The sequence below is a fragment of the Gammaproteobacteria bacterium genome (assembly GCA_036381015.1).
Classification (GTDB): Bacteria; Pseudomonadota; Gammaproteobacteria; order Steroidobacterales; family Rariloculaceae; genus ZC4RG20.
This window is the reverse complement of record DASVDR010000008.1, coordinates 95,774-110,877: the sequence shown is the minus strand read 5'-3', so window position 1 is coordinate 110,877 and position 15,104 is coordinate 95,774. Positions and strand designations below refer to the sequence as shown.

Below are 15,104 nucleotides of genomic sequence, written 5' to 3'. Positions count from 1 at the left end.
TCTCGGCCGGCCTTCGATCACCCACCCCAGGGAGGGGCGCGGCTGCTGAGCCTAATCGCTCGCGCGTACCGCGGAGGGCGCGCCCAGATAAGGATCGGCGCGGCGGATCGCCCGGATCGAGAGGACCGTGCCGACGGCTGCGGGCACGAGCCATCCCGAAGCCGCCCCCCAGACGACGCCCGACAAGCCGAAAGCGCCGCCGGCGACCGCTGCCGGCACGCCGACCGCAACGCCGCCCCAGCTTGCGAAGTTCAGCATCGCGAGCTGCCGCGAGCTCCCGACGGCTTGCACCGTGGCGCTCGTGAACCCGCTCCAAAGCTTGAACAAGCCTGCAGCGATGACCGCCGCCAGGAGCGCGAACGAAAAGTCGTACCGTCCGGAAAGCACGCGATCCATGACGAACGGAGTGACGAACAAGAGCGCTGCGATCGCCGCCACGGCGACTGCCGCAACCGCCTTCGCTTCGCGGTAGATCAGTCGCTTCATCGCCGCCTTGTCTTCGGCTCGACGCAAGCCCGGGAGCAGCGTATAGCCGACACCGGTCTGCATCATTCGAAACGGCGACGCCGCGACCGAGGCGATCACCGCGAAACTGCCGAGCGCGGCGACGGAGAGGGCCCGAGGGATCACGAGCCGCTCGAGCTGCCAGAGCAGCTGAATCGCGAGACCGATCCCGACGGTGGCGAGCCCCTCGCGCGACAGCGCGCCGGGCGGCAGCGCGCTGCCGCCTCGGGCCGGCAACCGGGAGCCGACGATCCAGCCGATCGCGCCTGTTGCGGCGTAGGCGGAGGCGACGAGCACGCCGACCGGCAGCGCGTCCGCGCGGCCGAGCACCATCAGCACCGGGACGCCGGCGACGACGACGTAGTTGTGCAACTGGAGCAGCAGCAGCGATTGTCCGAAGCGCTCGTGCGATTGCAGGAACGCGCTCGCGATGCGGGTCATGCTGGCGCCCGCGGCCGCGAGCGCGAGGCAGACGCAGAGGGTGAAACCGAGATCGTAGAAGACGGCGCCGATCAGCGACATCGCGACGCCGGCCGCGAGGCTCGACGGGAGCGCGCGGGCGAGCAGCGGGGGGGCCGCGTCGAGCTGATGGCGGTTGATCACGATCTCGAGGCCGAGGGGGCCGACGGTGAGTCCGACCTGCGTCAGCGCGAAAAACAGCGTCAGCGCGCCGTACTCCTCCGCAAGCATGAGCCGTGCGAGCAGGATGTTGCCGAGGACGAAACCGAATCCGCCCGCCGTCAACATCGTCGCTGCACCGAGCGCCGGGGATCGAAACACCCCGCTGAAGACCGCGTTCAATGCTCTACTCGTTCGAACCCGCCGCCGCAGGGGCAGCCGCGGTGTTCGCGCAATTTCTGGTTTTTCGGCCGGAGGAGAGAAAGATTCGAATTTTCGGCCCATCCAGCCCTCAGGCTGATCCGGGACCTCCTCGGCGCTCGACGCCTCGTAATAACGCATCCAAAGTTTCGAACATCACGGGCTTCAAAACATAGTGGTCGAACCCGACGTTGCCGGCCGCCTCCCGGTCACTCTCCCTCGTCCAACCCGTGAGCGCGATGGTCAAGAGACCGTCGCACCACGTTGTGCCCGAAGCTGCCGGCAAACCTCGTAGCCGGACAAATCCGGAAGCCAGAGGTCCAAAGCGACCGCGTCAGGACGCTCCGTGTCGACAATGTCGAGCGCGGCGCGACCGCCGGTTGCAACACTCGTTTCGTATCCTACCGACGAGAGTATTGCGGCAAGCGAAAGCGCGTTGTCTTCCCTGTCGTCTACGATTAGAACACGCCTTCGTTTCATACGCCATGCGCAACCATCTACACGTAAAGAGCGGACTTTCGTTCCACAGAAGCGTTCCCTGCCGCGCGCACAGGTGGGCTTGCATTCATGTCGCGATTTGGCGTCAGTCCGGATCGGCGATTCTCGTCGACGTGCGTCGGGAATGGGGCCCGGCGCCGCTTCTGGCCGGCGCGAGCGCGGTCGAAGCCTTCGGCTCGAAGGCGCTCGAAGTTTTGCCAGCGGTACAATTGAAGCTTGCAGCCTTCGCCTAAGTTGCGTGACTCGGGCATGTGGGGGCAGTACGCAATGGTGAGCAAGACGTTCGGCAAATCGCAGAAGCAAGCCGACGAGTTGCCCGGCGAGCGAATGTGAGCGTGCGATGCGCGGTTCGAGCATGCGCTACGTAACACACCGCCCTGTGCCGCCGATAGACGCATTTGTGGAATACCTATGGCTGCTCCAGGATGCGCCGCCGCACCCTCGAGAGCGCATCGTGCCCAGCGGCACGCTCGAGCTGGTGATCAACCTCGCCGAGGACCAGATCCGCGTCTATGACGCCGACGCGGTAGCGCGTTACCCGGGTGTGGTCGTGTCGGGCGCCTACCGCCGGGGCTTCGTGGTCGACACGCGCGAGCACGCCTCTTTGGTAGGCGTGCACTTCCGGCCCGGCGGTGCTCGGACCTTTCTCGGCGGGCGCTTGGATGCGCTCTTCAACCGGCATGTCGCGCTTGCGGATCTCTGGTCGAGCGGCGAAGCGAGCCAGCTTCGCGAGCGGCTATGCTGAGGAAGCACAAGACCACGGCGACTGTGCGGTATCAGGTGACGGCAGTAGAGCCGTCCATAGACTTCTACACGAAACAGCTCGGCTTCGAGGTCGACAAGCGAGCCGGCCCGTTCGCGCAAGTCTCACGCGACGGCCTCGTGCTCATCTTGAGCGGTCCCCGGCACCTCGGGTGCGCGCGTCATGCCGGACGGTCGCAAGCAGCAGCCCGGCGGGTGGAACCGTATCGTGCTCTGGGTCGACGATCTGCACTCGGAGATCGCGCGGCTTCGACAAGCCGGCGTGCGTTTCCGTAACGCGGTCGAGGTGGGCCCGGGAGGCTCGCAAATCCTCATCGAGGATCCGGACGGGAATCCGATCGAGCTGCACCAGGAGCCGTGAACTACGGCTTTTTGGGTAAATTGTCTCTTGCAGTACAACCAACAGGCTTGGCAGGGCCATATGGCAGAAATCTGCCGAGACTTGTGCCGAATAGGATCATCTTCGTTGTCACATGAAGCCGTTCGGAGCGGGATTGGTTGCGCAGGCGACTTCGCCCGCTCAGAGTACTGCGGGCACGCAACTTCCTCTCGGGAGTCATTTCGAGAATGATCGTTGACGGGAAAGTAGAATAAAGAAGAGTCTAAAGCTTTTGCGTATAGAGTGCTTAGTCGCACCGATCGTGTGCTGGAAAAGTTCGCCTAAGGGCACCGACCAGCTAGAACGTCGCCGTGTACTGCCGAGACAGTCTCAAGCCCCGCTCGCCTCATCACCCGCCACTATTCCAATGATGCGGTCACGCTCTGCAATGGCGGCAGGTGCGTTCATCAGTTTGGCGCTTCGCTCGCGGTTTCTAAATCTTCGGTTGCTGAGCCAGTTATGACTGCCGTAAATAACGTATTGATCGTCCTTCGTCAGCACCTTTTCGTGGGTATCGAATTCCCGAAAGTGCAGTCGCCCCGGCCAATTGCACTTCCGAGCCTTCATTGCCAACGCTTCCAGACGCCGTTTGGCTCTCTTATCCACCTGACGTTGCCCTTGGCCATCTTTGTATCCGTATCCAATCCAGATTGACGCACCCCGCTGCAATGCGGCGGACGCGAGCCTCTCGAAGTTATTGTTCACGACGCAGCTACGGATCCACCCGGAGAGGATGCAGAGTTCGCTCTCCGCTGCCCTCAAGGCAGCGAGTAACTCTTCATAGTGGTGAGTTCCGCTGACGATAACGATACTTTCCGCGTTTTCAGCCCGCGATCGAATCTCACGCTGCCGCTCCACACTATAGGCCCTTAGAATGCTCTCGAGAGAATTCAGACGCTGTTGCTGCGCTGCTATCAAATTCGCGACGAGCCAAGTAGCCCAGGCCGAGCCCACCTGAAAAATAAGCAGCGGAGCCGCGTATACCGCGACGATCGTCCATACCGTCCAACCGCCTGCAACTATCGTCGCTGGCCTCTTCCCCCAAAGGCCGTAGGAAGTTGCAACACTTGCGATTACGAAAATTTGCCAGTAAGCGACTTCCATGGATCTGTTCGCGATAGTGACGGTACTCGGATTGTCGCGGAACGACTCGGTAGCGGGGCTAATGACGTCGTTGCCGCTGGTTGAAGGCCGTGACTCGATCGTAAGGGTAAGGGAGCGCCTATTCACGGGTCTGCGTCACATCAGGCGTTACGCTGGACGTGAGAATCTCCGGTTGCCGCGCCTCGAGCTTGAGTATCGACAGCCGCATAGAACTACTCTCTCCATTCGACGGCGGACTCGGGATCACCGTGCGGCGTCTAGCGCGCCTTCTCGTCACCAGCAGTTTGAACCGACCCCGCGAACAGCAATTTGTGCGAGTAGATGACTGATGAGGTCAAAGGCGTATGCGTAGGCGGTCAGTAGTTGCTCGCCCGCACCCACGCTTAAGGTTGCGATACCGGAGGTGGACGACCAGACTTGGCTGGTCAGCTTCCTCGACTATGACTTAGGCTCCTTCGACAAGGACGAGAGGGCATCAAACCCGACTCCAACCCCTTCGCCCCGGAGCAGGTGTAAGCCATATTTCCGGAATTAACTGTTTCCTAAGTCCCTGGAATGGACCCACGCGAGATGGTGGCCAGGGGCGGAATCGAACCACCGACACGCGGATTTTCAGTCCGCTGCTCTACCAACTGAGCTACCTGGCCGTGCGCGATCGTGCCCGCCTTAGGAGCGGCGGGGCGAGTATTAAACCGGGGGCCTCCGAGCGGAGTCAAGGCGAGCGGCCGGGCCACTCTGGGGCCGTCCCGTTTTGACATCGCGCCGACCGGGGCTTTAGGCTCGGGTCATCCTCTGCGCGGGCGGAGCCCGCCCGGAGGGAGATTCAAATGGTCATCGCACCCTCGGCACCGGCCGCGGCCCTCGAGTCCGAGGCGCTGGCGGAGCGCTACCAGCGTGTGCGCAGCGCGAGCATCGCGCTCGCCAGCCCCCTCGCGCCCGAGGATCAGGTGATCCAGACGATCCCCGAGGTGAGCCCCACGAAGTGGCACCTCGCGCACACCACGTGGTTCTTCGAGCGCTTCTGCCTCGTCGAGCATGCGCCGGGCTATGCGCGCGTCGACGAGCGCTACGAATACCTTTTCAACTCCTACTACTACACGGTCGGCGAAATGTATCGCCGCCCGCGGCGCGGCCTCCTGAGCCGGCCGACGGTCGCCGAGATCCACGATTACCGCGCCCGCGTGGACGATGCGATGTCGGATCTGATCGCGCGGCGGGAGGACGACGCGGCGTTCCGCTTTCTCGTCGAGCTCGGACTGCACCACGAGCAGCAGCATCAGGAGCTGCTGTTGACGGACATCAAGCACGTCTTCTTCTCGAACCCGCTCGGCCCCGCGTACACGCTGCTTCCCGAGCGGCCGAAAGCGGAAGCCGAGGCGCTTCGTTTCGTTCCCCGCTCCGGCGGCCTGCGCGAGATCGGCAGCCGCGGCGACACGTTTTGCTTCGACAACGAAACGCCGCGCCACGCGGTCCTCGTGCGCGACCACGCGCTCGGCCACCGGCTCGTCACGAACGCCGAGTACCGCGAATTCATCGAGCAAGGCGGTTACAGCCAGCCCGCGCTCTGGCTCTCCGACGGCTGGGCCACGATTCGCGAGGAGGGCTGGAGCCGCCCGCTCTGCTGGTCGGAAGATCTCGAGCAGGAGTTCACGCTCGGCGGCTGGCGCCCGATCGACCCGCATGCACCCGTCTGCCACGTGAGCTACTACGAGGCCGACGCGTTCGCGCGCTGGGCCGGTGCGCGCTTGCCCACGGAGGCGGAATGGGAGCTCGCGGCCGCATCGCAACCGGTCGCCGGGAATCTGCTCGACACTGGCCTGCTCCGTCCGACTTCGATCCCGCCCGCCGCGGGCGGCACGCGCGGCGGCGCCGCCGCGCCCCGGCCGCCGGACGAGGCCCCGCAGTCGCCGCTCGTGCAGCTCTACGGCGACGTCTGGGAATGGACCGCGTCGCCCTACGGCCCCTACCCCGGCTTCAAGCCGCTCGCGGGCTCGCTCGGCGAGTACAACGGCAAGTTCATGGCCAATCAAATGGTCGTGCGCGGCGGCTCGTGCGCCACGTGGGCCGAGCACGTCCGTGCGACGTACCGCAGCTTCTTCTATCCCCGCGACCGCTGGCAGTTCCTCGGCTTCAGGCTCGCGAAGGACCTCTGACCCGCCGGCCGCCGGCGCGCAAGCCGGCAAAGGATCATCGCATGACCAAAGGACTGACCCAGCTCATGACGGCGAACGAGACGCCGCCCGACCTCGTGGAGGAGCGAGCCGAGATCCTCGAGGGGCTCCTGGCGGAGCAGAAGCAGATCTCGCCGAAATACCTCTACGACGAGCGGGGCTCGGAGCTGTTCGACCGCATCTGCACGCTGCCCGAGTACTACCCGACGCGCACCGAGCTCTCGATCATGGACGAGCATCTCGTCGAGATCTCGGAGCTCGTCGGGCCCCGTGCCGCCGTGATCGAGTTCGGCGCGGGCTCGAGCCTCAAGGTCCGGCAGCTGCTCGACGCGCTCGACTCGCCGGCCGCGTACGTGCCGGTCGAGATCTCCGGCGACTACCTGAAGAAGCAGGCCGAGGAGCTCGCGCGCGACTACCCGGACGTCCATATCCAGCCGGTCTTCGCCGACTTCACGCAGCCGTTCGCGCTGCCCGAGCACCCGGTCATGCCCGAGCGCAATCTCGTGTTCTTCCCCGGCTCGACGATCGGCAACTTCACGCGCTCGGAGGCGGCGGACCTTCTCGCGGTGATGCGCGCGGAGGCAAAGGACGACGGAGTGCTGCTGATCGGCGTCGACCTGAAGAAGGACGCGGAAATCGTGCGCGCAGCATACAACGACCGCGAGGGCGTCACGGCGGAGTTCAACCTGAACCTGCTGCATCGGCTGAACCGGGAGCTCGGGGCGAACTTCGACGTCCGGTCGTTCCGGCACGAAGCCATCTACGACGAAGAGCAGGGCCGGATCGAGATGCGCCTCGTGAGCCTCGAGGATCAGCTCGTGACGCTGGCGCACCGCGTCGTCCCGTTCCGGCGGGGCGAGTACATCATCACGGAGTACTCGCACAAATACTCGATCGAGGAGTTCCATGCGGTCGCGCGCGCGGCCGGGTTCGACCCGCAGCGCACGTGGACCGACGCCCGCAAACTGTTCAGTGTGCATTTCATGCGGGCGGCGTAGCGGCGGGGCGGGGGGCCCCCTTGGCGCCGGCAGGCTGAAAACGTCGCGGCCTCGGTCTATTATCCCGACCATGAGCGACGACAAGGTCTACCCGGTCCCCGCGGGCTGGGAAAAAAGGGCCTGGATCGACCAGGCGAAATACGAGGCGCTTTACCGACGATCGATCGAGGACCCGGAAGGGTTCTGGCGCGAGCACGCCGGGCGCATCGACTGGATCGAGCCGTTCACCGAGGTCAAGGACGTCTCTTACGACGCGCGCGATCTCCACATCCGCTGGTTCGCGGACGGTCAGCTGAACGCTTGCGCGAACTGCCTCGACCGTCACTTGCCGAAGCGGGCGAATCAGACGGCGATCATCTGGGAAGGCGACGACCCGAAGCAGGATCGGCGGATCACGTACGGCGAGCTGCACGACCAGGTCTGCCGGTTCGCGAACGCGCTGAAAGGGCTCGGCGTGAAGCGCGGCGACCGCGTCACGATCTACATGCCGATGATCCCGGAGATCGCCGTCGCGATGCTCGCGTGCGCCCGGATCGGCGCGATCCATTCGGTCGTGTTCGGCGGCTTCTCGCCGGAGTCGCTCCGCGGCCGCATCGAGGACTGCAAGTCGAATATCGTGATCACGGCGGACGAAGGCGTCCGCGGCGGCAAGACCATCCCGCTGAAGGCGAACGTCGACGAGGCCTGCGCGAAGCTCGGCGGCGCGGTCGAGACGGTCGTCGTGGTCCGGCGGACCGGCGGCAAGATCGGCTGGCGGGAAGGCCGCGACCTCTGGTACCACGAGCTGATCGATGCCGCCTCGCCGGACTGCCCGGTCGAGGTCATGAACGCGGAGGACCCGCTCTTCATTCTCTACACGTCCGGGTCGACCGGGCGGCCGAAGGGCGTCCTGCACACCACCGGCGGCTATCTGGTCTGGGTCTCGCTCACGCATCAGCACGTCTTCGACTACCACGAAGGCGACATCTACTGGTGCGCGGCCGACGTCGGCTGGGTCACGGGCCACAGCTACATCGTCTACGGTCCACTCGCGAACGCGGCGACGCTCGTGATGTTCGAGGGCATTCCCACGTACCCCGACGCGAGCCGGTTGTGGCAGGTCGTCGACAAGCACGAGGTCAACACGCTCTACATGGCGCCGACCGCGATCCGCGCGCTGATGCGCGAAGGCGAGGAGCCGGTGAAGCGCACGTCACGCGAGACGTTACGGCTCCTCGGCACGGTCGGCGAGCCGATCAATCCCGAGGCGTGGGAGTGGTATCACCGCGTCGTCGGCGACGGGCGCTGCCCGGTGGTCGATACGTGGTGGCAGACGGAAACCGGCGGCATCCTGATCACGCCGCTGCCCGGCGCCACGGCGCTGAAGCCGGGCTCCGCCACGAGGCCCTACTTCGGCGTCAAGCCGGGGATCGTGGACGGCGAAGGCCGTCTGCTCGAAGGCGAGGCGGCGGGGAATCTCGTGCTGCTCGACAGCTGGCCGGGGCAGATGCGCACCGTTTACGGCGATCACCAGCGCTTCGTCGAGACCTACTTCACGCAGTTCCCCGGCAAGTACTTCACCGGCGACGGCGCACGCCGCGACGCCGACGGCTACTACTGGATCACCGGCCGCGTCGACGACGTGATCAACGTCTCGGGCCACCGGATGGGCACGGCCGAGATCGAGAGCGCGCTCGTCGCGCACCCGAAGGTCGCGGAGGCGGCCTGCGTCGGCTTCCCGCACGATTTGAAGGGCCAGGGCATCTACGCTTACGTGACGCTGATCGCCGGCGAGGAGCCGTCGGACGCGCTGAGGTCGGAGCTCGTCGACTGGGTGCGCAAGGAGATCGGCCCGATCGCGAGCCCGGACTTCATCCAGTGGGCGCCGAGCCTGCCGAAGACGCGCTCGGGCAAGATCATGCGGCGCATCCTCCGCAAGGTCGCCGCCGACGACTACGCCGATCTCGGCGACACCACGACCCTCGCCGACCCGAGCGTCGTCGCCGACTTGATCGAGCATCGGATGAATCGGTAGGTGTCTGACACCTTTTTCGCCGACAGGAAAACGTGTCTGACGCCTTTTCGGCCCGTGGCGAAAAAGGTGTCTGACACCTTTTTGCCGGCCAGTACCCGTCGGTATCTCGAGAAAAAGGTGTCTGACACCTTTTTTTCGCACACCTTTTTCGCCGCTACTCCGGCCGGTAGTCCGGCGGCTTCTGCGAGCCTTCGCCGAAAAAGAACTTCTCCATCTCGCGCTCGAGGAACCGGCGGGCCTGCGGCTCGACAGGCGAGAGCCGGTACTCGTTGATCAGCATCGTCTGGTGCATCAGCCAGCGCTGCCACGCGAGCTTCGAGACGTTCTCGTAAATCCTTTGGCCGAGGTCGCCCGGATACGGAGGCCGGTCCAGGCCTTCGGCTTCCGTGCCCAGCACTACGCAGTGGACGGTTCGGGCCACGCACTCTCCTTGCCGTGCTCCGGCAGCGTTTCGAGCAGCGCCTTGATCGGCGCCGCGATGCCGACGCTCGATGGCGCCGCTGCGTTATACCAAAGCAGGTTCTCCGATTCCATGACGATGCGGCAATCCGTAGCGAGCCTCACCCAGCACGGCGCCATCTCGAGATCGAAGTGCGTGAACGCATGCTCGATGCACGGGAGCGCGCGCTCGCTCGCGGGCACGATGCCGAGACGCCTCCGGCACCAGTCCGCGGCGCTGTCGCCTTCGGCGAGCTCCGGCAAGCTGTAGAGCCCACCCCAGATGCCGCGCTCTGGCCGCCGCTCGAGCAGCACGCCGCGGTCCGGCGCCTCGATCACGAGCACGGCCTTGCGCCTGCGCGGCCGCTCGCGCTTGCGGCGCGGCGACGGCAGCCGTGGTTGAATCCCGAGCGCGCATGCCCGGCAACCCTCGACGACGGGGCACACCGTGCAAGCCGGCCGCCGGCGCACGCAGAGCGTCGCGCCGAGATCCATGATCGCCTGCGTGTAGTCCGCGACGCGCTCGGCCGGCGTGTGCGCCTCCGCGAGCGACCACAACGTGCGCTCGACGTCGCGCTCGCCGGGCCGGCCCTCGATCGCGTGATAGCGCGCGAGCACGCGTCTCGCGTTGCCGTCGAGGATCGGATGCCTGAGCCCGTGCGCCTGCGCGAGGATCGCACCGGCCGTGGAGCGGCCGATGCCGGGCAGGCCCGCCAGTGCATCGATCGAGAGCGGCAGCTCGCCGCCGAAGCGCTCCACGACGATGCACGCGGCGCGGTGGAGGTTGCGGGCGCGGGCGTAGTAGCCGAGCCCGGACCAGAGCGCGAGCACGTCGTCGAGCGGCGCGTTCGCGAGCGCGTGCACCGTCGGAAAGCGCGCGACGAACCGCTCGAAGTACGGGATCACGGTCGCGACCTGAGTCTGCTGGAGCATGATCTCCGACACCCAGACCGCATACGCGGTGCGGTGTTTCTGCCACGGCAGATCATGGCGGCCGCAGCGGTCGAACCAGTCGAGCAGGCGGCGGGCGAAGTCGTCCGTGGCCGGCGCAAGCGCCGGGCGCGCGGCGGAAGCGCTCATGGCGCGGCGGCGGTCGTCGTCTCGAGGCTCGACGGCTCCACGCCTTCCGGCTCGAGCCCGGACGGCAGCCCGCGCGCGAGCCGCTCGATCCGCCGGAGCACGCGCGGCCCGCCGTGCATCAGCGTCTTCTTGAGCAGCAACGGCCCGATCACGGGCGGAATCCAGAAATCGGGCTCCAGCACGAGCCGGTAAGTGACGTCGGTTCCGTCCGCCGTCGGCTCGAGCATCCACTCCGAGCGGCTGTACGAGAAGTCGCTGCGCTCGGGCAGCCCCGTGGTGCGGATGTAGTTGGGCGCCTCGGCCTCGAGACGCTCGACGAGCCGCATGCTCTTGCAGAAGAAGAGCAAGCATCCCTTGATCCGCGTGTACACGATCGGCGTGCCGTCGGGAGCGGGGGTCAAGTAGTCGCTTTCCTTGTAGACGCTCGAAATGCGCCGGTACCGGCCGTCCTCGTAGTCGACGAGAACCTCGAAGATCGCGTCCGGAGGCGCAGCCATGTGGGTCTCGGCCGTGAGCTCGTAGCGGCCGCTCTCGCGCGTGATGTCGAGGGAGTGAATCTCGGCGGACGAGGCCGGAAGGCTCACCGCGGCCGCCGCGATCAGGAAGACGCCTCTCAGCATGAACCGTCTCCGTTCACCGATCGAGAAGCCCGCGCAGCCGTTCGCGCAGCTCCTCGCGTGCCTCGTCGGCCTCCTGCTCGACGCGCTCCTCGGCCTCGCTGCGCTCCTCCTGCACGCGCTCGCTGACGGCCTCCTCCGCCTCGGCGCGGACCATCGCCGCGAAGTCCGGCACCACCGAGGGCGCGGCGAGCGTGCCGCCGACCTCGAGGGGCAGCTGATCGCCGGCGAGATCCGCCATCAGCGGCGAGGACTGAAGCTGCGGGCCGTCGACGAACGTCGCGACGACATCGAAGTCGAGCGCGTCGGTCAGCAGATTGACCGTACCCTGGCCGTCGACGGTCATGAACGGCAGCGTCGCGTTCAGGTCCTCGTTCGTCAGAATCGCGTCCTGCACGACGCCAGAGGCCGAAACGGACGAGAACGGCGTGCGCCGCTCCCCTTCCGGCCGCTCCGGCCGCCCCTCGCCCTCGAACACGCTGCGCGCGCGGACCAGCTCGAACCACAGGTCGAAGCCTTCCCACGCGCCGTCGGACAAGTCGAACGCGACGTCGCCGTCGAGATCGCGGCGCATCTGGCCGACGTTCGAGCCCGCCGTCGTGAGGTTCAGCCTGAGATTGCCGCGCCCGGACACCATCTCGGAGTCGAGGAGATCGCGGCCGAGCGGCAGCATATCGACGTTCGTGAGCTCGGACTCGAGCGCCGCGCGCGCCGCGTCTTGCTCGACCGTGATCCGGATGTCGGCCGCGAGCTCGCCGCCGTAAAGGCTCGCGCTCGGCGTCAGCCGCACCTCGCCGTCGCCCGCTTCGAGCATGAACGCGGCATCCGTGAGCGTGAGCCCGGCAAACTGCGCCTCGCCGAACTCGAGCGACCCGGCCGCGTCGAGCGTGCGGAGCGCGTCCAGCGGCAGATCCACCTCGTCGAGCGAGCCCTCTTCGGCCGGCGCCTCGGTTTCCTCCGCGGCCGGCGGCAAGTAGCGGTCGATGTTGATCCGATCGACGGCGAGATCGAAACGGATCGACTCGTTCTGCAGCCCGACGCTGCCGACGAGCTGCGAGTCGTCGAGAGCGAGCCGCATGTCCTGCAGGCCGATCTGGTCGGCATCGTAGACGAACGTGGCCTCGGCGGAGGCGCTCTTCAACACGCTCGGATCGGCGGTCTCGACGGCCGCGTCGAAGGTTTCGAGCAGCGCGCTGGGATCGAAGGTCTCGATCTGCACGTTGCCGGTCAGCGCGAGGTCGCTCAGAACGCCGCTCCCCTCGAGGGAGCCGTGCGCGGTGACGCCGAGAAACTCGAGCGTGAGCTGGTCGAGATCGAGCGTCTCCTCGTTCAGGTTCGCAGCGAACGTCGCGAAGCTGAGCCGCGCTTCACCCTCGCCGCCGGGCCAGCCCGCGCCTTCCCCGGCGAGGGTGACTGCGAGGTCGTCGAGGCGATACGCATTCTCCGCGAGCGAGAGCGTGGCGCGCGTCTCGACGCCGACGGCGACGTTCACAGCCTCGCCCGACAGCGTGAAGTCCATCGTGACCGGGAACGCGACGTCGGGACCGAAGCCCGATGCCTCGAGATTGAAGTTGCCGAGCGTCCACTCGCTGTCGCTCGCCGCGTCGGTCCACGTGACCTCGGAGTCGGTGATCCGCAGGACGTCGACGTTCAGGTCGACGGCGCCGACCCCGCCGCCTTCCTCGGTAGCCGGCGCCGGCTCGGCCGCGCCGGCACCGCCGCCGCCGAGGTCCTGCCAGTTGTTCCGGCCTTGCGCATCGCGCGCGAGGTTCAACACGAGACCGGTGAGCTCGGCCTCGCCGATCGCGATCCGTCGCGAGAGCAGCGGCAGCAGCTCGAGCTCGAGCGCGGCGCCGGAGATTTCGGCGAAAGGCCGCTCGCCGAACCCTTCGGCGTTGCTCAAGCGCGCATTGCCGAGCGATATGCGAAGGGACGGAAAGACGTCGAGCTCGAGATCGCCCTCGAGCGTAAGCTCGCGTCCGGTGGCGTTCGCCACGGCCGCCGCGATCTCGTCCTTGTAGTCGTTCGGGTCGACGAGCAGGCTCACGCCCGCGACAGCGACGATGAGCAGCACGACGACGGCCGCGACGACGATGCCGATAAGCTTGAGTAATCGACCCATGGCTCTGGACCTGTGGACCGTCAGGCGACCATCGTAGCAGCCCGGCGGGCTCAAATCTGCCGCCGGAAGGGGATCCGATCCCCGGTTTGCTTACGGGCTGGGGGCGCTGGTTCCGCTCGGCACCGGCCCCTGGCGACGCGGGCGGCCCCGCGGGCGCATGACCGACGGCCGTGTGCCGTCAATCCTGGCGCGCGTACCAGTTCACGGCGAACTGCACGAGCCGCGGCGAGCTGTCCAGGCTCAGCTTCTTCTTGATGCGCTGCCGGTGCGACTCGATCGTCTTCACGCTGAGGCTGAGATCGCTCGCAATCTCGCGGGTGCTCTTGCCCCGCCCGATCAGGTTCAGCACCTGCACCTCGCGGTTGCTCAAGCGCTCGATCGGATCGATCGCGTGCTTGCGCCGCGCGGCCGCGAAGCGCTCGATCATGCTCGCGCCGATCCGCTCGCTGACATACACGCCGCCGCTGAGCACCCGCCGCAGCGCGACGATGAGCTGATCGCTGCCCGCGTGCTTCATGATGTAGCCGTTCGCCCCGGCGCTCAGCAGGCGCTCGGCGTAGATCGTCTCGTCGTGCATCGACAGCACGAGCACCGGAAGCTGACCGTATTTGGCTCGAATCTCCTTGATGAGCTCGAGGCCGTCGCTGTCGTTCAGTGAAAGGTCGAGGATCACGACGTCCGGGCGAGCCTCACTGAGGCCGACGCGCGCCTCGCGGACGTCGGCCGCCTCGCCGCAAACGGTCAGGTCCGGCTCCTGCTCGAGAAGCTCGGCCAAACCTTTCCTGACGATCGGGTGATCGTCGACGATGTATACCCTGCGCTCGCGGCTGCTCGCCTGCTCCATGTTGCTCATGGATTCGCCTGCCCCTGGCTTTTCTCCTCCGTCTCCGCGCTCGCTCGCCGTTTCGACCGCGCGAGCCGGCGCTCGCGAGAATTCGTGCTCGCAAACGAGCCGCGCTGCTGCGTCGGATCGCTACGCCGTCTAGTAAGGTGAGGCGCGGGTACGGCGAGGGAGTATCCCGCAAGCGGAAACGAAGTGCCAGACCCGGCCTGGTCGAGTCGTCGGCCGCCTTGCGGCGCATGCGTCACGAATTGTCGCGCGGCGGCGACGCGTCGGCGCGGCTGCGCGTCGAGTCGGGGGAGCGGGTCGAAATCCGGCCGCTCGTCAGCGACGGCCGGAGCTGTGAGCAGGACCCGCTCGGCCGGCGCGGCGGCGGGAAGCTGGAGCGGGTGATGGGAATCGAACCCACGTCATCAGCTTGGGAAGCTGAGGTTCTACCATTGAACTACACCCGCCGGATGGCCGGATTTTACAGCGCAACGGCGCGCGCCGTCACGATCTCGCGGGGCGCCGGCGCCGGGCGGGTGGCCTCCGTCCACTCGGCCGGTTACGCTGCCGGCGAAACCATGCCCGGTATTCATGTCCGGCATGCACGCAACGTCCGAATCCATGTCCGGCCTCCGATGCGCTCGACGCCCTAATTCATGTCCGGCAGCCGATGCGCTCGATGCATGTTTGACAATCTATGTACATGACGCATGTCCGGGATTAGATGCACGCAGGGCCTCCCGCGGCGGAAGGTGCGCAGCTTCGTGCG

The 15,104-nt window shown here is 66.5% G+C and carries 12 protein-coding genes and 2 tRNA genes; 5 read left to right on the top strand and 9 right to left on the bottom strand.

Translation table 11 applies throughout. The features are described 5' to 3' along the window. Positions 1-51: 51 nt before the first annotated feature. Positions 52-1,305, bottom strand: coding sequence for an oligosaccharide flippase family protein (locus tag VF329_02405; protein HEX7079848.1), 1,254 nt, complete (start codon positions 1,303-1,305; stop codon positions 52-54). Between the two features lie 856 nt (positions 1,306-2,161). On the opposite strand from VF329_02405, the gene VF329_02400 reads away from it, so the two are divergent. After that, positions 2,162-2,566, top strand: coding sequence for a DUF6597 domain-containing transcriptional factor (locus tag VF329_02400; GenBank protein HEX7079847.1), 405 nt, complete (start codon positions 2,162-2,164; stop codon positions 2,564-2,566). A gap of 180 nt (positions 2,567-2,746) precedes the next feature. Beyond that, positions 2,747-2,944 (top strand): VOC family protein, encoded by a 198-nt coding sequence (locus VF329_02395; GenBank protein ID HEX7079846.1) that lies wholly within the window; start codon positions 2,747-2,749, stop codon positions 2,942-2,944. A 348-nt stretch (positions 2,945-3,292) separates the two neighbouring features. On the opposite strand, the gene VF329_02390 is transcribed toward VF329_02395, so the two are convergent. Together VF329_02390 and VF329_02385 are read right to left on the bottom strand one after the other, a co-directional pair. Next, positions 3,293-4,066 carry a hypothetical protein gene (locus VF329_02390; protein HEX7079845.1) on the bottom strand — a complete coding sequence of 258 codons (774 nt, stop codon included), beginning with the start codon at positions 4,064-4,066 and terminating at the stop codon, positions 3,293-3,295. A 571-nt stretch (positions 4,067-4,637) separates the two neighbouring features. Then, positions 4,638-4,713: transfer RNA gene (locus VF329_02385), tRNA-Phe, on the bottom strand. 180 nt (positions 4,714-4,893) lie between these two features. On the opposite strand from VF329_02385, the gene egtB reads away from it, so the two are divergent. From egtB to acs, 3 genes are all read left to right on the top strand, one after another. Then, on the top strand, positions 4,894-6,219 hold the full coding sequence (egtB, locus tag VF329_02380; GenBank protein ID HEX7079844.1) for an ergothioneine biosynthesis protein EgtB: 1,326 nt from the start codon (positions 4,894-4,896) through the stop codon (positions 6,217-6,219). Positions 6,220-6,260: 41 nt separating this feature from the next. After that, positions 6,261-7,235 carry an L-histidine N(alpha)-methyltransferase gene (egtD, locus tag VF329_02375; GenBank protein ID HEX7079843.1) on the top strand — a complete coding sequence of 325 codons (975 nt, stop codon included), beginning with the start codon at positions 6,261-6,263 and terminating at the stop codon, positions 7,233-7,235. 70 nt (positions 7,236-7,305) lie between these two features. After that, complete coding sequence (acs, locus tag VF329_02370; GenBank protein ID HEX7079842.1) at positions 7,306-9,249, top strand: acetate--CoA ligase; 1,944 nt, start codon at positions 7,306-7,308, stop codon at positions 9,247-9,249. A 154-nt stretch (positions 9,250-9,403) separates the two neighbouring features. Here the strand turns inward: acs and VF329_02365 are convergent, their stop codons facing one another. The 6 genes from VF329_02365 to VF329_02340 form a co-directional block, all read right to left on the bottom strand. Beyond that, positions 9,404-9,670 carry an oxidative damage protection protein gene (locus VF329_02365; protein HEX7079841.1) on the bottom strand — a complete coding sequence of 89 codons (267 nt, stop codon included), beginning with the start codon at positions 9,668-9,670 and terminating at the stop codon, positions 9,404-9,406. Further along, a complete protein-coding gene (gene mutY / locus VF329_02360) occupies positions 9,646-10,767 on the bottom strand; it encodes an A/G-specific adenine glycosylase (GenBank protein HEX7079840.1) in 1,122 nt (373 codons plus the stop codon). The genes VF329_02365 and mutY overlap by 25 nt, the downstream gene beginning before the upstream one ends. Further along, the gene (locus tag VF329_02355; protein ID HEX7079839.1) at positions 10,764-11,387 is read right to left on the bottom strand and encodes an SRPBCC family protein; all 624 of its coding nucleotides are present in this window, start codon (positions 11,385-11,387) and stop codon (positions 10,764-10,766) included. The genes mutY and VF329_02355 overlap by 4 nt, the downstream gene beginning before the upstream one ends. Positions 11,388-11,400: 13 nt before the next feature. Continuing rightward, positions 11,401-13,506, bottom strand: a complete 2,106-nt coding sequence (locus tag VF329_02350; protein ID HEX7079838.1) for an AsmA family protein — start codon at positions 13,504-13,506, stop codon at positions 11,401-11,403. 178 nt (positions 13,507-13,684) lie between these two features. Continuing rightward, positions 13,685-14,359 carry a response regulator transcription factor gene (locus VF329_02345; GenBank protein ID HEX7079837.1) on the bottom strand — a complete coding sequence of 225 codons (675 nt, stop codon included), beginning with the start codon at positions 14,357-14,359 and terminating at the stop codon, positions 13,685-13,687. A 369-nt stretch (positions 14,360-14,728) separates the two neighbouring features. Next, a tRNA-Gly gene (locus tag VF329_02340) sits at positions 14,729-14,802 on the bottom strand. Between the last annotated feature and the right edge of the window lie 302 nt (positions 14,803-15,104).